16 protein-coding genes and 1 tRNA gene are annotated in these 19,718 nt (G+C 36.8%); 1 reads left to right on the forward strand and 16 read right to left on the reverse strand.

Features of this window, described 5'->3' with window-relative positions; all coding sequences use genetic code 11:
- Window positions 1-143: 143 nt before the first annotated feature.
- From AAAT26_RS07380 to AAAT26_RS07450, 15 genes are all read right to left on the reverse strand, one after another.
- On the reverse strand, window positions 144-1,625 hold the full coding sequence (locus AAAT26_RS07380; RefSeq protein WP_278618293.1) for an LlaJI family restriction endonuclease: 1,482 nt from the start codon (window positions 1,623-1,625) through the stop codon (window positions 144-146).
- Window positions 1,622-3,706, reverse strand: a complete 2,085-nt coding sequence (locus AAAT26_RS07385) for a hypothetical protein (RefSeq protein WP_278618294.1) — start codon at window positions 3,704-3,706, stop codon at window positions 1,622-1,624. Before AAAT26_RS07385 ends, AAAT26_RS07380 begins: the two co-directional genes overlap by 4 nt.
- Window position 3,707: 1 nt before the next feature.
- Window positions 3,708-4,928: a DNA cytosine methyltransferase gene (locus AAAT26_RS07390; protein WP_278618295.1), complete on the reverse strand. Its 1,221-nt coding sequence runs from the start codon at window positions 4,926-4,928 to the stop codon at window positions 3,708-3,710.
- A 6-nt stretch (window positions 4,929-4,934) separates the two neighbouring features.
- A complete protein-coding gene (locus AAAT26_RS07395; protein WP_278618296.1) occupies window positions 4,935-6,002 on the reverse strand; it encodes a DNA cytosine methyltransferase in 1,068 nt (355 codons plus the stop codon).
- Window positions 6,003-6,484: 482 nt separating this feature from the next.
- Complete coding sequence (locus AAAT26_RS07400) at window positions 6,485-6,643, reverse strand: hypothetical protein (protein ID WP_278618297.1); 159 nt, start codon at window positions 6,641-6,643, stop codon at window positions 6,485-6,487.
- 388 nt (window positions 6,644-7,031) lie between these two features.
- Window positions 7,032-7,108 (reverse strand) — tRNA-Arg (locus AAAT26_RS07405).
- Window positions 7,109-7,156: 48 nt separating this feature from the next.
- Window positions 7,157-8,158, reverse strand: a complete 1,002-nt coding sequence (locus tag AAAT26_RS07410) for a 5'-nucleotidase, lipoprotein e(P4) family (RefSeq protein ID WP_316581390.1) — start codon at window positions 8,156-8,158, stop codon at window positions 7,157-7,159.
- Between the two features lie 359 nt (window positions 8,159-8,517).
- Entirely contained in the window at window positions 8,518-9,981 is a 1,464-nt protein-coding gene (locus AAAT26_RS07415) for a catalase (RefSeq protein ID WP_174892399.1), read from the reverse strand.
- 314 nt (window positions 9,982-10,295) lie between these two features.
- Window positions 10,296-10,580, reverse strand: coding sequence for a hypothetical protein (locus tag AAAT26_RS07420; protein ID WP_174892400.1), 285 nt, complete (start codon window positions 10,578-10,580; stop codon window positions 10,296-10,298).
- Window positions 10,581-10,668: 88 nt separating this feature from the next.
- Entirely contained in the window at window positions 10,669-12,057 is a 1,389-nt protein-coding gene (gene dinB, locus AAAT26_RS07425) for a DNA polymerase IV (protein WP_349209047.1), read from the reverse strand.
- A gap of 2 nt (window positions 12,058-12,059) precedes the next feature.
- Window positions 12,060-12,404, reverse strand: coding sequence for an ArsR/SmtB family transcription factor (locus AAAT26_RS07430; RefSeq protein WP_004694570.1), 345 nt, complete (start codon window positions 12,402-12,404; stop codon window positions 12,060-12,062).
- Window positions 12,405-12,943: 539 nt separating this feature from the next.
- Window positions 12,944-14,227, reverse strand: a complete 1,284-nt coding sequence (locus tag AAAT26_RS07435) for an adenylosuccinate synthase (protein ID WP_004694568.1) — start codon at window positions 14,225-14,227, stop codon at window positions 12,944-12,946.
- A 115-nt stretch (window positions 14,228-14,342) separates the two neighbouring features.
- On the reverse strand, window positions 14,343-15,521 hold the full coding sequence (locus AAAT26_RS07440) for an MFS transporter (protein ID WP_174892402.1): 1,179 nt from the start codon (window positions 15,519-15,521) through the stop codon (window positions 14,343-14,345).
- Window positions 15,522-15,751: 230 nt separating this feature from the next.
- The gene (gene purB / locus AAAT26_RS07445) at window positions 15,752-17,047 is read right to left on the reverse strand and encodes an adenylosuccinate lyase (RefSeq protein WP_008714679.1); all 1,296 of its coding nucleotides are present in this window, start codon (window positions 17,045-17,047) and stop codon (window positions 15,752-15,754) included.
- Between the two features lie 146 nt (window positions 17,048-17,193).
- On the reverse strand, window positions 17,194-18,141 hold the full coding sequence (locus AAAT26_RS07450; protein WP_349209048.1) for a zinc metalloprotease HtpX: 948 nt from the start codon (window positions 18,139-18,141) through the stop codon (window positions 17,194-17,196).
- A gap of 180 nt (window positions 18,142-18,321) precedes the next feature.
- Between AAAT26_RS07450 and AAAT26_RS07455 the strand changes: the two genes are divergently transcribed.
- Window positions 18,322-18,732 carry a hypothetical protein gene (locus AAAT26_RS07455; protein WP_004698294.1) on the forward strand — a complete coding sequence of 137 codons (411 nt, stop codon included), beginning with the start codon at window positions 18,322-18,324 and terminating at the stop codon, window positions 18,730-18,732.
- Between the two features lie 154 nt (window positions 18,733-18,886).
- Here the strand turns inward: AAAT26_RS07455 and AAAT26_RS07460 are convergent, their stop codons facing one another.
- Window positions 18,887-19,717: a hypothetical protein gene (locus tag AAAT26_RS07460; protein ID WP_058948289.1), complete on the reverse strand. Its 831-nt coding sequence runs from the start codon at window positions 19,715-19,717 to the stop codon at window positions 18,887-18,889.
- Window position 19,718: the final 1 nt, after the last annotated feature.

Consider the following 19,718-nt stretch of genomic DNA (forward strand, 5'->3'; position numbering starts at 1 on the left):
AAACCTATTCTGCTCTATAGAAACGGTGTTTTAAATTTCAAAACCTAAAAAGAGCCAAGAATTAAATCTTGGCTCTAAAAAAGATCTAAAAGATATATATAAGGTCCATAATATAACGCTAAGATATCTTGCCCCCTTATCATTTACAAGTTCAATTCACTTATAGACATCTTTTTTCTTTGCAAATAATATTCAAACATTCTATGTGCAGGAAGTTCTCGTACTTGAATACTTTCCAAACCCATTTGTCCTAACATCTCTACTTGAACATAGCCTACAGAAATAATGTCATTTTTTTCGGTAGGCATCAAGAAACAATTTTTTACCTGTTGTATTTCATTTAATTCAATAAAGGTTTTATAGGCTAATTGGTATAAATATTGTTTTGTAATATCACCAATACCTGGTTGACCCTCTACCTTATTATTTTTTAAACACATTGTATAATATTTAGCATCTAAAATAACAAAAACACATGCATTCCCATTTCTTTCTATAGAGATCAAATCTGGTATTAAAGTATCTGAAAAAAACGTCTTGCCATCTTTAGACACCCATTTGGGACGTTCTATTATGTCTTTTAACGTCTTAGGGTTATTGTTCATCATATCACTAGGAATTTTTAATGGCTCTAATAATGGTAATGATAACAAAGAGGCCTCTAGCTTATTATCAAAAACATCTGCACAAACAGTTTCCCACACTAAGTTAAAACTAGTTGTTCCAAATAGAGAGATACTATCCGTGTCACTTACTGATGTATTTTCTAGTAGCAAGGCGGACATAAGTTTTAGTACATACTGTTTTCGAGAGTTAAATTCAGTATTAAGTTCATTAGAAATACGATGAAGAAGGTATTCTTTATCGCCAAAGTCATCTAACGAAAAGTCTGTTAAATAAACTCCATGCATGTCCAATAGTTCCATCAAGGATATTTCTTCTAGTTCACGACTACACTTAGTAAGTAAACACTCATGAAGTCTCTGAATAAAATTATCATCATCAATGATATTCTTTCGTGTCCAGAAATTTATATAATAAGGCTCCCCCTCTTGCCAGAGGGGATGAAGAAAGTTAATTGTTCGATTCCAATTAATTTCTCCATTACCATTGAGTTCATGTGTATTCTGTGTATTCGTATAAATCCCATTTTGAAAATAGTCATCTAATAAAGCTATGATTAGTGCTATTCTGTTAAGCGATGACAATTGGTCATTCTCACTATATAGTTGTATGAATTGAGTATTTGTATTATATCGATATAAAACCTTAAGGACTTGTTTTAATAACTTTCTACATTCAATTTTGTCATCTATATTATCATGTGAAAATAAGTATTTAGGATAACAACATAGCAAATACCCCTCAATGATTACAACCCCTACATAGTTAAATACATAACAAGAGTTATCTTGACTATCAATTCCATCGACTAAATTGTCATCTAATGTAACAAGATTTGATAACTCTAAATTCTTAGGCATACCTTTAATCGACTTTAAAATCCCATAAACCTTGAGATTTCTGATAAATACATTTAATTGATTAGTATCTATCTCAGAAAATAATGCCATCAACTCTGACTTTGTATAAGGTTTCCTTTCACGGATATAAACCGATTTCATACCTCTGCGACCTTCGTTTCACTATTTTCCGATATAATTTCTTCTTTATTTTCTAACCATTTAGAATTAACAATACCCTCTGGGAAAATTCCTATCCCAATTTCATCAAAAGCACTGCAAATAGATGAGTACCGGCAATTATCTTCACATTTAAAGAATAGTCGCCGTTTTTGTTTAACTACATCATCAAATAAGTACATTAACACCTTATTTTTAAATACTTCTTTAAAACTATCATTATCTTGTAATGCGGCTTCTTTCAAAAAAAACGGTCCCATTAATTTATCTTCGTTAATATTATAACTTTCTGTAGATAACTCATCATTAATTGCCTTACGTAATCCATTCCAAGAAATCAATTTATCCGATTGTCCAAGTTTGAATCTTGGCTCTATGGCAAGAGTAGATAGTTTATCTTCTCCAGTATCAAGTCCATAATAAGAAAACTCCCAACGCCGTTTAAATGCTGTATCCATAGGGTATACACCTTGGTCTGCGCTATTCATAGTTGCCCATATAAACATATTTGATGGTATCTTGATAGTAGTAACATCTTTATCCTTCCCTAATTCACGCTGTAAATAAACTCTCATATCAGCTGTTGTAGTTATACTATATTCACTTTCTCCATCGTTATTTCTATCTAATAGTTGAAAGACATCACCAAATACCGCTGCAACATTAGCTCGATTAATTTCTTCAATAATCAATACATAAGGTTTATCTGAATTTTGTAACGCTTTGACTAAAAGCCGTATAAATGGTCCTGGTACGTATTCATAAGCAATCTTTTCTTTATAAGGCTCTTCGGATAGTAACTGAACATATTTTCTTAAGGCACGTCCATGGTTACGCTCAACGGAATTATTATTAGAAGTTTTAGTTCCATCTTCTTTTTTAGTCTCAAAACTATCATCAAAATATAATCCTAATATTATTGGTAATCTTGTTAAGCCATCATTACTTTTAAAACTTTCATATAATGCATCGTATTTTGCTTGTGTTGTTTTAGTACTATCGTGTAAAATCGAAAGAACTTCTTTAGAATCATCATCTAAACATGCTATATCACTTTGTTTCATGATTGGTTTATAGGAACCTACAAAATTAGCATATGTATAATCGGGATAAAATGTTACACGTTCAATTTGATTATTTTCATTGCCCACTAAAGATTTAGCCGCTTCATTAAGCGAATACGATTTACCAGTTCCTGGTGCACCAAAGAAAATACGTTGGAGAGGCTCATTGGGAATATCACTCGATGTTATTATGCTCAATTTATTATTTTCCCCAATAAATTGATCACAATAAGTAAAATAGCCCTTCCTTAATGTATTGAAGTCTTCAGATGAAATATTATCTACATCTATTTCACCATATTTCCAATATTCATTAAACATAATGATTTCTAATAAGTCAGCCTTATATTGTAAATCATCTTGTCTCGGGATTACTAATCTTATAACCCCATCCTTATCTATATCAATAAATCCTGACCAAGCCATAATGCCTAAAAAACAGTTTAATTGACGCGACTCATAATTCCAGTCTCGTTCATCTTCTGGCACAATACAAGAGGGTAATTCACTAGATGCTCTATAAGCCTCAATATCATTTATAACTTCAACCCTATTTGGAGTCTTACAGAATGCTATTTTTTCATTAAAAAACACAAAATGCCGAATTTCATCGATAGTCAGATATGCCTTATCCGGAAATATTTGATTATATAAGAATAATATTTTAATGATTTCTCTCATTGGTGCTAACTGGATACCATCTCTTACCGTCGCGATAAAGCTATCTTTTGTCCTAGGGTTAGGGTATTGAAAAGTTTTTATAAAATTCAAAACAACTCTTCTTATATCTCCATTCGCAGCAACTAAAGTAACATTACCTTTATTTATTAAATTAAGATAAAAACCAATCGTATTTGCACTATTATTAAGGCTTTTATTCTCATTAGCAGATGGAACAGTATCATTTAGAAACATACATGCAAACTCTTGAGCTTTCGAATCTAACACTGAGTCTCTCATATCATTTGTAAACAGATAATGTGCTCTTACATCCCCCATATCATATTCCCTCCAAAAAATCTCTTACAGCCAAACCTATTGCATATGCTAGTCTAGGTGGCACTGCGTTTCCAATCATTTGATATACACTTCCTTGTGTACCAATAAAACTAAACTCATCATCAAACGATTGTAGCCTAGCAGCCTCACGTGGAGTTATGCTTCTAGCTTGCTTAGAGTCATAGTGAATAAACCTATTACCATCCTTATACAAATGCGCAATAATTGTCGTACTTGGTTCATCCCTTCGCAATACGTGATATCTATGTATTGGTGACTTAGAGCCAATGGCCTCCTCATAAACCTTTGTTATAGCCTCCGCATTTGTATATTTGCATTCTCCAGTCTCAATATCTTCAGCTAACATTTTATATATCTTCATATCCCTTAGATTATGATATCTAGGAATGTGCCAATCAATTCCAGACTCATAAAGGTATGATTTTTTTCTAGTTCGTTTTGATTCCTCCCATATAGGGCAAATTATAGGCAAATCACCAATTGCCTCTTCCACCGTAATTATAGGCTTTTTATATTGCGGTAGCAGATGATTATAAAATCTATCTATTCTAAGTTGTATATCTTCATTTTTAAATAGATCTTCTCGTACCCCTAAGATAATAACCCTCTTTCTTTTTTGTGGTACCCCATACAAAGAAGAATCAATTAGTCCTATTTTAGCTAAATTATGACTAATAATATATCCATTTCTTCTAAATTCAGATTCAATAATATCAATAATTTTTTTACCACTTGGTTTTGCACTTAAAATTCCTGGCACATTCTCAAAAATGAATATCTTTGGTTGATAGCGATTAACTACTGATAAGTAATGTTCAAAAAGATAATTTCTATAATCATCACGCATTCCATTTTCATCTCTAACTCTTCCGGCAACCGAGTATGCTTGACATGGAGGTCCACCTATAATCAGATCAATTCCATTTGATTGATTTACATGGTAATCTAACCCTTTAGACTTGCCAAATGAGCTATCATCCCAGCCTTCAAATAACTCTTTTTCTCTTTGAATATCAAAGTGCAGTACTTTCTCATCTGCATTTCTCATCTGATACTTATCCATTAAGCGCTTCCTCAATGTTTCAACTTGAGGTTTTAACCATTCCACAGATGCAACACATTCAAAAAAACCGGTTTGCAAAAAACCATCTTCCAAGCCCCCACAGCCAGCAAATAAGTCAATAAACTTATACTTTTTCATATCTATCTACCTTTCTAGGTAACTTTTTAATTTCTTAGCCAGTGCGTATCCAAGCTTTGGTGGGACTGCATTTCCAACTTGCTTATATTGTTCAGATTTATTCCCATAAAAAATAAAATCATCAGGGAACGATTGTAATCGTGCGCTTTCTCGTACTGTGGGAATACGATTATATTTATAATGAAAATGTGATCGATGTCCAGTATTAATAGTCAATGATGGCTTTTTACTATGATACCTTGTAAGAGCCTCATTATATTTATATAAACTTCTATATTCCTCTGGTAATGCCTTATAATTTTTACCTTCAGGTACGAGAGAAATCATTTTCACGGTTTTCTCAGAATGAATAGTTCCTATATGGTTATATATCTTCTTGGAATTTTTCCGCATTTCTTCTTGATACTTTGTCTTAGGTTTTACTTCATAGTCTTGAACATCTTCACCATAAATACCTTCCAAGGCAGGTAAATCACCAATTGCATCTTCACAGGTAATAAATTCCTCTTGTGAAAGTATTGGAGCCGGAAACTCAAAAGGAGCTTCTGCATTTAAAATACCCACAAAAAAAGCTCTTTTACGAATTTGCGGAACTCCATACTCAGGAGCATAAAGTACCTTTACAGACATCTTATAACCCAAATTTTCAAAATCCATAAAAATACGTTTTTTCCCAGCGCCATTATATAAAGACAACATACCTGGAACATTCTCTAATACAACAGCCCTAGGCTTCATAATTTCCGCTAATCTAACCATTGCTTTATATAACTTATTTCGCTCATCATCTGCTTCTCGTTTTCCTGCTAGTGAAAATCCTTGACATGGTGGGCCCCCAATCAAAACATCTAAACTTTGGTATTGCTTAGAAAACTCGTTCACGATATATTCTACATTATTAATATCAAACAAATCTAACTTTAATGCTTTGGTATCACCGTGATTACATTCGAAACTTCTCAACGCACTATCATTAGAATCTATTCCTAATACTACATTATATCCGGCATCCAAAAAACCTTTAGATAAACCACCTGCGCCAGAAAATAAATCTATTACAGTAAACTTAGTCACAAAAACTTCCTCCAGATTCTATAGTAATACGTTTAATAACTACCTAAACTAACAACGTATACTCAAATGAAAACTCTATATTTTACGTAGAAGATAAAAAATCCACAAATCCTATAGGTTAGATTTAACAGATTGAATTCATATCATACTACCACTTTTTTAATTTATTACCTTTATATTATACGAAAATACGACTAATCTTTCTATAATATAGAAAATTTACTATAAATACAAGGTATATTATTCATCTGAAACTGAGTAAAGTAAAGCCGTAGCAGTTGTTTCAATAATAATTCATATAAAACGGAATCCACCATTTTACACCCTTTCAATATATAGTAAAGAGGATGATGATACAGTCTGATAATTTTTTAACAGATTATACATAAAGATATATGCTAGCGTTGTTTTGAGAAATTAGATACCTTATGCGATATAGTATAGCCACAATATACACCATGTAAATCATTAGTAACAATATTTTAGAGGAAATATCTCTTTTTCTTTTTGTTAGATACATTATCCTGTAATGAAATTTGAGTATTAAGGTCAATACTAGTATTCTCTTCAAAATTATTATCTGTAGCAATACAGAAGCCCAATATATAGGCATCTTTTATATCGACTATTTCAAACTTCATGATTGCCTTATCGCAACGGTCTTTTCCAGAACCTATACCGCTAATCTGTACTGATTCACATGACCCTATATCAACAATTGAATTTGTAACACTAATTGTAGAGTACTTATCGATGTCCCCTTTGACTGTTTTTATCTCTTGCTATAACCTCTCAATGAATAGATCATATAAGAATCAATATTATTGAAAATATCTAGCCCCCACCACAAACTAAAACAAAGAATCAATTTAACCAAAAGGTTATTTGCATAATTCAAATGATAGATTAGCATACCTTTTTTTTACTTGTAACAACTTATACTAGCAAACTCTTTTTGCCAACTACTATTTTTTACAAATACAAAAAGGCATAAGGCTCCCAAAAGCCTTATGCCTACTATATTTATACTGGTGCGCCTAGAGGGAATCGAACCCCCAACCTACAGTTTAGGAAACTGACGCTCTCTCCGGTTGAGCTATAGACGCATGTATACTTTATTATATCGTTTTTAATAAAGTATACGCAAGACATCCTTATTGTTGTAGGTATTGGTTATTCACTTGTTTTTGTTCTTCTGGGCTTAGGTTTTGATAGCCTTTCGCTAAAGAACTTACCCAGGATCCATAGGCAGGGTTTGGGAATACGACAAAGGTAGTACCAAAGTCCTCTTTATGATTGTCGATGATGGCATTTCTTTCAGCTAAGGTCTTACCTTTTGTGCCAATAGGGAAATCACCGGCGTTATCGCCCATGTATACAACGACATAATATTTTTTAGCAATCATATCAAAGCGTGGTTGTTTGTCTGAGTCTTTTTCGAATAGTAGTACATGATCTTTATCGACAGATGGGAATCCTAGTTCTTTAAAATTCTGTATCGTTACGTCAAGGTTTACAGGTGCGTAGCGGTTTGAAACATAGAAGATTTCTACCCCTTGTTTATGTACTTCATTTAGGAATTCAACGGCTCCAGGCATGGCTTGCGATTTTCCTTGATGCACGGCTTGACGCCACCAAGGAGCATCAAAACGACCATTACCATTTACAATGCTTTCACCCATCAACTTGGTATTATCCACTACAGTTTCGTCCGCATCAAGAACGATAGCTAAAGGTTTTCTTTGATGAGATGGATCAGTAACGGCCATCTTAACGGCATTCATTGCCACATTGTACCCTTGATACGCCAAAGCCCTGTACTCTGCAGAGGTGCGCATCCATAGCAAGCCCATCGTTTCAGTTTCGGCTTGGTACTGTTGCTTTTGCTTGAGGGCTTCCTGTGCCACTACATCATTAGCTACTACATTATTAGCTACTGCATTATTAGTTACTGTATGATTTGCTGTAGCACTAACCATATCACTCTTAACTGCTGTAACAGGCTGAGCTGCTTTAGCTTGCATTACAATAGCTGCGGGAACAAAGTTATTTGATTTCACCGTCACGGGAGAATTCGCCTGTACTACAGATCCAACACAAAGGCTACCTCCCATGCAAGCCACCGCCACATACCATGCCAAACTACTAGATTTCATAACTGCCTCCTATTCACATGTAACATTTCGTGCAAATTCAACACATCATATATTTCTACATAGTTATACTAAAATCCTTTTAAAATTTGTATATTACTAACACAATAAAAGAGCCTTTGCTACATATCTTTAATAACATTTAGTCTAGATATGATTAGCAAAGGCTCTTTCAAGGGGTTTATTTGTTTGTGTTTATAAGATAATTGGTATCAGTGTATAAAAATTTTGTGTGAATTTAGATTTTTATAGATTAGTATTTTGTATAAATGTGAAAGTGTTATTAGTTAAGAAAGTTCTTTTCAATCGTTAGTATTGTTTAGATAAACTATTTTAATATTGTTTAAATAGTATCGTTAGTTTTATTTTACATCGCTGAAATCGATGTTCATGCCCAAGGCTTTAGCAACGCCTTCACCATAAGCAGGATCGCATTGGTAGCAATGTTTTGCGTGACGTTCTTTGATAAAATCAGGTACGCCATTCATAGCTGCTGCGGTGTTATCAAATAAGACTTGTTGCTGTTCAGGGCTCATGAGGCGGAACAGTTTACCTGGTTGTGTAAAGAAGTCAGAGTCGTCTTCATAGAAGTCATATTGGTAAGCTGGACCAGATACATCGAGAGGAGGATTTTTGAATTCTGGTTGTTCAGCCCATTCACCAAAGCTATTTGGTGCGTACCCAATTGTTGACCCATGGTTTCCATCTATACGACCTTGACCATCGCGATGATAGATATTTACAGGGCATTTAGCGGCATTAACAGGGATTTGATAATAATTTGCCCCTAGACGATAGCGTTGCGCATCGGCATAGGAGAACAAACGACCTTGAAGCATTCTATCAGGAGAGAAAGATACGCCTGGAATGATAGTTGTTGGTGCAAATGCAGCCTGTTCTACATCTTGGAAATAGTTTTCTGGATTCCGATTAAGTTCCATCACACCGACTTCAATCAATGGGAATTCGTCATGATACCATACTTTTGTTAAATCGAATGGATTGTATGGCATATTGTTAGCTTGTTCTTCCGTCATCACTTGGATGCATAATTTCCATTTCGGGAAATCACCTCTTTCAATAGCCTCAAAGAGGTCACGTTGGTGACTTTCACGGTCACTAGCTACCACATTAGCCGCCTCAGCATCGGAAAGATTTTCAATCGGTTGTTGGCAAACCCAATGGAATTTAACCCATACGCGCTCATCGTTTTCGTTAATAAGGCTGTATGTATGACTACCGAAACCATGCATTGTGCGATAGGATTTAGGAATACCACGATCACTCATAACGATTGTTACTTGGTGGATTGCTTCTGGTAAACTAGTCCAGAAATCCCAGTTTGCTGTCGCATCGCGAAGATTTGTTTTCGGATTACGTTTTACAGCACGGTTCAAGTCAGGGAATTGCAATGGATCGCGGATAAAGAATACAGGTGTATTGTTACCTACGAGGTCCCAGTTCCCTTCTTCCGTATAGAACTTTACGGCAAAGCCACGAATATCGCGCTCTGCATCGGCTGCACCGCGTTCACCGGCAACTGTAGAGAAACGCACGAATAATGGCGTTTGCTTGCCCACTTCAGAGAAAATTTTTGCTTTCGTATATTTTGTAATGTCATTGGTTACTGTGAAAGTACCAAATGCACCGGATCCTTTAGCATGCATACGGCGTTCAGGAATCACTTCGCGCTCAAAATGAGCTAATTTCTCCATGAGCCAAACATCTTGCATCAATACAGGACCACGTTTACCTGCTGTAGCAGAATTGCGATTATCTGGTACGGGAGCACCAAAGGCTGTTGTTAGTTTCTTTTCATTATTCATGTTACAAACTCCTACTTAGAGATCCAAATGAAAGTAATTTACTTTACATAATTTTTTAGATTATACATCTCAATTAAGATAAATATTATTAACGGATAATTATTATCCATTAATCTATAATTAGAATAACACAAATTTTTTAACATAACAACCCTAAACCTTTATAAATCTTGTATACACGATATCATTTACAAAAGCCCAAATGAGAATTATGGCATTATATATTTAAATGCTAGCTAAATCTTTCTACCAAAATAAGCAAAAAAACACCTTGTTTCTACTAAGTCGTAGATCACAAGGTGTTTTCATTCAATTTATGCTGGACGACTCCAGTCGACTTGTACGTCGATAGCTTCCCACATACGTGTCAAAGCTAATTTAAAGTTATCCAAAGATTCCAATGGTTTTACGTTCAACCGTTCATACGTATCAAGACCTGTAGCATGTTCGATAGCATGTTCATTATTCAAGTAAGCGATTACCTTATCAACCCACTCTTGTTCAGGTAAATCTACGGACACTGTTTTTGTTTCTGTGTCATAGGACAAGAAACCATTGCTGTTTATGCCATAATGGATGGCCACACGAAATAAACTCATATCTATACCTCTCTTGCGGTAATTTATTAACACTACACCCATATTGTAACATGAACAATTATATTAGTGAAAGTATTCAATATAAACTTTATAAGTCCTTTTTGACGATCTTTTTAGATTCTTCAATAGATGCCTCTGCATCCACGGCCGCTTTCAACTCTGACCGTTTCCTACGTATTCCATTGTCTCCGTGAAAGCGCTGCCATAATGCACCACTCATAACAGCAGTCTCACCAAATTTAGACTCTAACGAATCTAACACGCTAGCAAGCTTATCCTCTGTTTCATCCTGTGGGGAATCAAAGAGACTATCCTGCATAGGAACCTCCTCATCGAGACCACTCACAGTGAGACCTAATAGTCGTATAGGGCCAGGCGGATCCATACAGGTAATCCCTTTAGAACTACTACATTTAAAATTCGTAGAATTTACCTTTGTAGTGGCCCCTAACGGTTCCGTATCTTTCTTAGACTCTTTAGGCCGCTTACTCGTCTTATCCTGCATCAATTTATTCCACAGAATCAATGCTGTTTCAAAAAATACATATTCCTGGTCTGATGGTATATCTAGCCGCTTCTGCCGTGATACGGTGGTAAAATCATCATACCGAACCTTGATAGATACAGTATGTCCATGAAGGTTACGCCTCCGAAGCCGTTTCGATAGACGGTTTGCAAAATACCTAAATTCTAATTCAATAGCACGACCCTCTGTGAGGTCTTCTTCGTAGGTTTCCTCCGCTCCAATCGATTGTATCTTGCGATCTGTTTCAACAGGTCTATCGTCGATACCATTCGCCAGTTCCCATATGCGTTTTGCCTGATTCCCCACGAGAGGAATTAAACTACTTTCATCAGGCAAAGACTGAATATGACGCATCAGGTGAAAGCCACCGGCTTTCAAAATTTTCTCTGTCCGAGGACCAACACCCCAAATACGTTTAATCGGCAAAGGCGCCAGCACCTCTTTTTCACGACCGTATGGGATGACTACAAGACCATCAGGTTTATCTAAATCAGAGGCCAATTTAGCAAGAAATTTATTGGGTGCTAAGCCTGCAGAAATAATAAGTCCTGTTTTCTCGAATACACGATCTTTAATGGCTCGCCCTAGCGCTTTAGGGCCACTATACATGGTAGACATGCCACTCACTTCAAGAAAAGCTTCATCAATAGATAGAGGCTCAATGTAAGGGGTAAATTCGTTCATAATGGAAAAAATTTGGTTCGACACCTCTTTATAGCGATCCATTCGAGGATATACATAGATCCCATCAGGACAGAGTTTCTTAGCCCTCGAGATTGGCATCGCAGAGTGAACACCAAATTTTCGGGCCTCATAGGAACAGGTAGCTACGACACCACGTGAAGAAAGACCACCCACGATTACGGGGTGGCCTTTATACTCTGGATGATCCAGTTGTTCTATGGACGCGAAGAATGCATCCATATCAACATGCATAATCCAACGTCTCATTGTTACGCTTCTTTTTCGTGCTCAGAAATGCGGCAGTATTTAATTTGCGCGCAAATGCACTCATCTTTAGTTTTGTATAATTGAGGGAGAATATCTAAAATATCCGCAAATGTAGCTTCATTAATGGAGTAACGCGTCCATAAACCATTACGTTGAGAGTTAACTACACCTGCATCAATTAAGATTTTCATGTGGTAACTCAACGTAGATTGAGACAAATTGAAGCTCGCTAAAATATCGGCTGCACATAATTCATTGCAAGACAACATATCGATGATGTGTAATCTTGTTTCATCGCTTAATGCCTTAAAAATCGTCGCTAAACGTTCGTAAGAAACTTCAACCATATCTTTAACTCCTCAGATCCTTATCAAAAAATATCAATCTACTTCTTGGTACTATTATATACTATTTCTTAATGTAAATCTATTTTTTTCTTTATATTTGTATCTTAATAATTTATTATGAATACAAAAAAATTATAGATAAGTAAATTTTGCCTCATTGTAAACTAATTTAAGCACGTAGCTATTTGTATAAAATGAATATTTTAAACAAATTTTTATTTGATAGATTTATTTGAATATACATTTTTCTGCATATATAATAATTATACTCTATTATTTGTTATATATTTCTCGATATACTCACACTCTAATAACTATAAAGCATACTTCGATATACCGCACTACTGTAGCAACCTAAAGGATTAGATATAGAGGATCCACGTTTGTATTCTGCATCCATTCAATACAAAAGACCCCTCTGTGAGGGGTCTAATCTGTATAATTCTATAAATCGATTGCATAGCGAAAAATGTTAAAATATATAACACTCTATCAATGCTACCAAATGCAAATTTTCTATTATATCAAATTAGTATAGCTTAGAATACATTTACTAAATCGATAGTTTGGCTGCGGTTAGGACCAACAGATACAATGCCTAAAGGCACGCCTGTTACTTCTGCAATACGTTCTACATATTTACGAGCATTTTCAGGCAATTTATCATATTCACGGATACCAGAAATATCAGTTTCCCAACCTGGCAATGTTTCGTAAACTGCTTCACAAGCTTCAAGATCTTTTAAATTAGCTGGGAACCCTTCTACGTCTTTACCATTCAATTTATAACCTACGCAGATCTTCAATTCTTTAAAGGTATCAAGAATATCCAAACGTGTAATAGCTAAGTAATCAAGGCTGTTAAGACCTGCTGCGTATTTTACAACCATGAGGTCTAACCAACCACAACGACGAGGACGACCCGTTACAGTGCCGAACTCATGACCAAGTTCACGGAGATTATCGCCAGTTTCGTTAAGAAGCTCTGTAGGGAATGGACCTGCACCAACACGTGTAGCATATGCTTTTACAACACCAAAAATATTTTTTAAGTAGTTAGGACCCACACCAGCGCCTGTGGAAGCACCACCTGCAATTGGATGAGAGGATGTTACGAATGGATAGGTACCATGATCAAGGTCGAGCATAGTAGCTTGAGCACCTTCGAATAATACCTTTTTATCCTCTTTTACAGCTTTAAGGACAGCCGCATTAGTATCTGTTACATAAGGTTTCAAGGCTTCAGCGTATTTGATGTAATCCGCTAAGATTTCATCGTAGCTAACAGGTTCAGCATCGTATACCTTAGTAAGCATTTTATTTTTGAACTCTACATTGTACGCTAATTTTTGTTTGAATGTTTCCATATCATACAAATCGCAGATACGGATGCCGATACGATTGATTTTATCAGCGTAGCAAGGACCAATACCATTTTTAGTAGTACCGATTTTAGCATCCCCTTTAGATGCTTCTTCCGCAGTATCTAGAGCGATATGGTATGGCATAATAACATGTGCACGGTCGGAAACTTGAAGGGATTTAGCAGATCTGCCTTGCTTTTCAAGGCCTTCAATTTCTTGTAGCAGAACTTTAGGGTCGATAACAACACCAGTACCCACGATATTTTGTTTGTTATCGTATAAGATACCACTTGGTAAAAGGCGAAGTGCAAACGCTTTATCATCAACTACAACAGTATGACCCGCGTTATTACCACCTTGACTGCGCACCACAACATCCGCACGTTCTGCGATCCAGTCAACAATTTTACCTTTCCCCTCGTCACCCCATTGAGTGCCGATAACCATACTAGTTGCCATATCTATATCCTCCATATGAAAGTCTAAATAATTCAATATCATTATACAACAATGTTCGGATTCTGTGAAAGTATTTATACAAATTCAATCTTTAGTTTCTTCCCAAACGCATGGGCTATTTTGGTTCTTTTAACCAAAAACTCATCAATAAGCCTATAACACCTACCGGTATCAAGGTCATCAATGCCGTTTGTACGTCATAGATATCTGCTAGATGTCCTACATAAGGTGCCACAAGGCCACCTAAGGTAATACCAAGACCTAGCGTAATACCTGATGCAAAGCCTGCATTTTTTGCAAGGTATTTTTGACCTAGTACCGTAATTGGTCCGTATTGTGAGAATACACCAAAGGCCATTGGAATCATGGCACCGAAAAAGCCACAGATGTTAGGCACAAAGATAAATACTAAAACAGAAGGCAAGAAAATCAGATTACCTAAGCGCACAGTTTTAAGAAATCCCAGACGGTCAGATAAGGCCCCGCCCATATAGGTAAGAACGGCACCCATCGCAAAGTACGCAGTAAGGGCCAAACTAGATGCACTGGCTTCACCTTTAATAACGGTAATATACAAAATAGGAATAAAGATAGCCAATACAGAGAAGAGTATAGATCGAGAAGCAATCACAAAAAATAACTTACCGAAGCTCACCCAATCATTTGTACCCGCACTAAGAACCTTAGCACGGCTTTCACGGTTACCAGTATCAGCAGAATCAGCAATATCAGTATCATCGGTATCAGCTTCACCCTCGCCCATAAAGGCATAGAGATATAGCAATACGCCGAGTAGCGCGATAATCGTAAATACCCAAAGGAATTGTCCCCCAAAGACATATACACCCCCAGCGAGGAGAGGTCCAAGTGCAAAGCCAGCGCTACCACCGACTGCAAAGCGCCCCATGGCGTTACCGATTTCATGAGATTGCGTACGATTTACCAGTAGAGCTGCCTCAGGATGGAATAACGCAGCACCTACCCCGGCCAAGAGCGACAAAGCAAGAATCATTTCGTAACTCGTAGCCAATGCCATAGCGCTAATCGACACAAGAGTCACCGTAAACCCAACGGGAATAAACCAGGGTACGCGCCACCGATCTGCCACATAGCCCAATACGGGCTGTGCCACGGAAGCCACCACGGTATTACAGAAAATGATGGAAGCCGATTGATAATAATTAAGGCCAAAGTTAGCGATAAAAAACGGTATGAGGGCCGCCAGCGAACCTTGACCAAAGTCATTAATACAGTGAAAAATAGGCGGTCCGTACTTCCGTATAATACGTTTCATATAACCTCCTAAAACAAATAGATGGTTTCCTAATGTAAGACGAGTATATAAAAGCCTGCTAGAAAACTAATTTATAATTATCTGTTAAAATAATATACTTCTATCTAAAATGGCATATTGCTTTCAAAACCAAAAAGGTAGATATAGCCAACACCTAATGCATGTACCATAGGCTTACTGGTCTATACCTACCCTAGTCTTTCATATGTTATGTGGGAAGTACCCTACAATTATAGGCCAAAGCGAGCCATGATTGTATCTACATGTCTTAGCAATTTATACGGATCAAAGCATGCATCGATTTCCTCATCAGTCATGTACTTCTTAATGTTTTCATCAGCTTTTAAACCTGTTGCGAAATCTTTGCCTTCAAGCCAGCGTTCCATAGCATGTTTTTGAACCCAACGATATGCTTCGTCACGTACCGCACCTTTGTCTACAAGGTGTGTCAAAATTGTTTGGCTAAATACGAGGCCCCCTGTAAGGTTAAGATTTTTAAGCATAGTTTCAGGGTATACCAACAATTTATCAATGGTTCGGATTGTTAGGTGCAACATATAATTTAACGAGATTGTCGCATCCGGCAAGATAACTCGTTCTACAGAGCTATGAGAAATATCGCGTTCATGCCACAATGCTTGATCTTCGTAAGCAGATTGTGCATAGCCACGAAGTAAGCGAGCCATACCGCAAATTCTTTCACATGTGATAGGGTTGCGTTTATGAGGCATCGCAGAGGAACCCTTTTGTTTAGGGCTAAAATATTCTTCTGCTTCGCGCACCTCTGTACGTTGTAAGTGACGGATTTCTAAAGCGATTTTATCCAATGTGCCGCCTACAACAGCAATAGTGGACAACAATTCAGCGTGACGGTCACGTTGCACCACTTGTGTAGCAATTTTAACAGGTTCAAGACCTAATTTTTCACACACATATTGTTCTACGAATGGATCGATATTGGAGTATGTACCAACAGCGCCAGACAATTTACCAACGGCAACGCTTTTACGCGCATGTTCCATGCGTTCAATATCACGTTCTACCTCTGCCATCCACAACGCCAATTTCAAGCCGAATGTAGTTGGTTCGCCGTGGATACCGTGGGTACGGCCAATCATAGGTGTGTATTTGAACTCAGCTGCACGACGACGCAATACTTCGTGCAAACGCTTTAAATCATCAATTAAGATATCACAGGCTTGTTTCATCATATACCCAAGCGCCGTATCTTTCACATCTGTAGAGGTAAGACCAAGATGGATGTATTTAGCCGCTTCAGGACCTACGTATTCGCCCACTGCTGTTACGAAGGAAATGATATCATGATTCGTTTCCTTTTCGATCTCATGAATGCGCTCAACGTCGAAATTGCCCTTTTCCCGAATTGTTTTCGCCGCTTCTTTAGGAATGACGCCCAACTCAGCTTGTGCCTCAGAGGCGAGGGTCTCCACCAATAACATTGTGTCGAATTCGTTGCGTTCGCTCCAAATATGGCCCATTTCTTCTCGTGTATAACGTGGTATCATGATGTCTCCTTTGCATGATAAAAGCTAGATTTATAGGATTATTGTACCATATGTGAAAGCTCCATTCAACGAACGGAACTAAATTTTCCGAATGATAATTATATTAATTTTACTTATTGTTCGTATTTATTAAATTAATTATCACTTTAACGATTTTCTTTAAGACTTTGCTTGAGATTATATACCTCTATCCCTTCATTGATACGTTGTATTCGCTTAATCATTTTTGGATGAGTAATAAACAAGCGACTGAAAAATCCTGTACTTTCACAATCATATAATTCACCATTCTCTAGAATACCAATTTGTTCAGTAGCAAGTCCTAATGAAACTAGACCATCACGCAGCTCCCGCCCCAAACCAATCGAAACGGCATAGGCATCAGCAGCATACTCTCGACGACGGCTATCAAAATAATAGGTAATCCACTTCGGTAATAGAAGTACATATTTCACGATTGCAATCATAACGATAAGAATTAATTGAATAATACGTACTACGATATTAACAATTGGTATAATAGCCAGTATATTTAAAGCAAAATTTAGATATATTACAAGATTTAAAATTAATTGCCCTAGTCGATCCATAGCATAGGTAATGGTTAAATAGATAGTATCACGATGCCGTAAATGGCCTAATTCATGGGCAAGAACACCTAATAAATGCCGTTTATCTAACGAATACAAGGCTCCTATATAAATCGTAATGTGATTTAATCCAGATGCAAAGGCATTAATTTCCTCATCTGTACGCATGCGCAATATCAGTGAGTTACGTGCTACACCGCTAAATGCACATAATTCCTCAAACAGCGGTTCAATATATTCAGATTCTTCTGCATTTGGTTTTCTTTCACCTTGCAATACATGGACAATCCAACTAAAAGGTGGCAAAAATAATCCGATGGCCACAATAATAGGCAACGCAAAGGATATAATAATATATACATCGAGCTTATCCACTAAATGTAGCGGTTTTATAAGCCAGTCCCATGAAAACGGATACACATATTGAACTACAGATTCTAAAATAGGAAAAAATACAAATACAATAATAACATTAACAATATAGGTAAGAATAACTTGAATCATAATCTCTCACTTTGATTTCTCATATAGTTATATAGTAATAAATTAATTTATAATATATCATAGCTATACATTGTGATATATAATAAACATACAGACTAAATGTACTGCGAATAATTGCTCAATCTATACACGAGCTTTATACTAATAGTAACAAACATTTCTACTATGGGGGAGGCTTTCATGGCAACTTTAAATCGTAAGGAACGCCGCGCACAGCGCAACGAATCTAATACTATAGGTATTCTATTACGTCTATTCTTTGGGCTCAGCTTTATCGGCTTGGCGGTAGTCCTTTTTGGCGAGTTTGATTATAACTTTATCTTCTCCATCTTTACGGCAGACATCGTAGTATCTTTAATTTACGTAATGACGAATAAATCGCGTATTACTACATCCTTAGCAGTAAACACAAATGTACGCGTTATCATCGCATTTCTCATCATGTTGATTACCATGTTCTTCTATGCTTTTGCATTGTGGCGAGCTGATCAATTCAGCACTCCTATGCAAGTCACATTATTCATCGGCGGCGCCATCGTATATCTAGCCGTCTTCAACTCCACGAAAACAATACTTACCAATCAAAATTAATACAATACATATAATTAATCCTTGAAATATAACTCAACATGACTCAGATAGAACAAGTATTTCATAGTAATACATAGTATCAATCAATACAATCATTTTTTACAACCATAACAAAGAGGCATATCCCATACTAATGTATGTAAGATATGCCTCTTTATTGTCCTAATACAACAGGAACTGCTAGATATACAGGTTCCCCTCTTCGATTGATAATAGAACCACTGCTTTTAACGATGCGCATTGCTTCCTCTTTGACTGGTTGCGGTACATCCTCTGCGATGAGCGGTGTATGTTCTCCTACGATGACATGTCCATTAACGTCAAAGTTAACGCGCACTACAACCTTACCTGTTACAATTGACCCCTTCCCCTGTTCTTGTACAGTTCGTAAATATTCTTGGGGGTTGATATCCGACTTTTGTAAAAGCGCTTGTTGCCCTGGTGTTAGGAGCCCCCACGCAAGATCAGATAGGAAGGATAAATCACTAGCTTCGGCAAAGCCGTTTCCATTCGCATTCGGATCAGATGTTATATCCTTACCTATAGGAGCATTGTCAGGCTTAGAGGATTTCCCGTCTTTGGAATCATTTCCACCCGTAACTACAGCTTGTTCATTATTAGTCGTTTCCGATTCTATGGCCTTGGGAACGGCCCATTCACGACGAGCATTAGATGTAGTCTTATTGGCATTTAAATTGTGAGCACTTTCATCACCTGTATTTTCCGTTACAAGAGGATCTGCCTTAGGCGCAGGCCCTTCTGGAGTCGGAGGTTCAACCGGTGGCTTATCCTTAGGTATAGGCTCAATAGCGGTAGTTTTCGCATCACTTTCACTATCCTCAGGCAGATGAAAGCTAACCTCTGCGGCATCATAAGCCACACCGGTTCCAACGATACCACGCAAGGAAAGCCCCATGCCAGAGATAAGCATGATGGTAATGCCTAAAGATATAATAAAAGGTTTCAGATAATGTGATTCAAACATG

The sequence above is a fragment of the Veillonella parvula genome, from assembly GCF_040094895.1.
GTDB lineage: Bacteria > Bacillota > Negativicutes > Veillonellales > Veillonellaceae > Veillonella > Veillonella parvula_L.

What these genes read in the sequence shown, in the direction of transcription:
- AAAT26_RS07380 (WP_278618293.1), bottom strand. Translation starts at nt 1,625, where the DNA reads ATGAAATCGGTTTATATCCGTGAAAGGAAACCTTATACAAAGTCAGAG.
- AAAT26_RS07385 (WP_278618294.1), bottom strand. Translation starts at nt 3,706, where the DNA reads ATGGGGGATGTAAGAGCACATTATCTGTTTACAAATGATATGAGAGAC.
- AAAT26_RS07390 (WP_278618295.1), bottom strand. Translation starts at nt 4,928, where the DNA reads ATGAAAAAGTATAAGTTTATTGACTTATTTGCTGGCTGTGGGGGCTTG.
- AAAT26_RS07400 (WP_278618297.1), bottom strand. Translation starts at nt 6,643, where the DNA reads ATGAAGTTTGAAATAGTCGATATAAAAGATGCCTATATATTGGGCTTC.
- AAAT26_RS07410 (WP_316581390.1), bottom strand. Translation starts at nt 8,158, where the DNA reads ATGAAATCTAGTAGTTTGGCATGGTATGTGGCGGTGGCTTGCATGGGA.
- AAAT26_RS07415 (WP_174892399.1), bottom strand. Translation starts at nt 9,981, where the DNA reads ATGAATAATGAAAAGAAACTAACAACAGCCTTTGGTGCTCCCGTACCA.
- AAAT26_RS07420 (WP_174892400.1), bottom strand. Translation starts at nt 10,580, where the DNA reads ATGAGTTTATTTCGTGTGGCCATCCATTATGGCATAAACAGCAATGGT.
- dinB (WP_349209047.1), bottom strand. Translation starts at nt 12,057, where the DNA reads ATGAGACGTTGGATTATGCATGTTGATATGGATGCATTCTTCGCGTCC.
- AAAT26_RS07430 (WP_004694570.1), bottom strand. Translation starts at nt 12,404, where the DNA reads ATGGTTGAAGTTTCTTACGAACGTTTAGCGACGATTTTTAAGGCATTA.
- AAAT26_RS07435 (WP_004694568.1), bottom strand. Translation starts at nt 14,227, where the DNA reads ATGGCAACTAGTATGGTTATCGGCACTCAATGGGGTGACGAGGGGAAA.
- AAAT26_RS07440 (WP_174892402.1), bottom strand. Translation starts at nt 15,521, where the DNA reads ATGAAACGTATTATACGGAAGTACGGACCGCCTATTTTTCACTGTATT.
- purB (WP_008714679.1), bottom strand. Translation starts at nt 17,047, where the DNA reads ATGATACCACGTTATACACGAGAAGAAATGGGCCATATTTGGAGCGAA.
- AAAT26_RS07450 (WP_349209048.1), bottom strand. Translation starts at nt 18,141, where the DNA reads ATGATTCAAGTTATTCTTACCTATATTGTTAATGTTATTATTGTATTT.
- AAAT26_RS07455 (WP_004698294.1), top strand. Translation starts at nt 18,322, where the DNA reads ATGGCAACTTTAAATCGTAAGGAACGCCGCGCACAGCGCAACGAATCT.
- AAAT26_RS07460 (WP_058948289.1), bottom strand. Translation starts at nt 19,717, where the DNA reads ATGTTTGAATCACATTATCTGAAACCTTTTATTATATCTTTAGGCATT.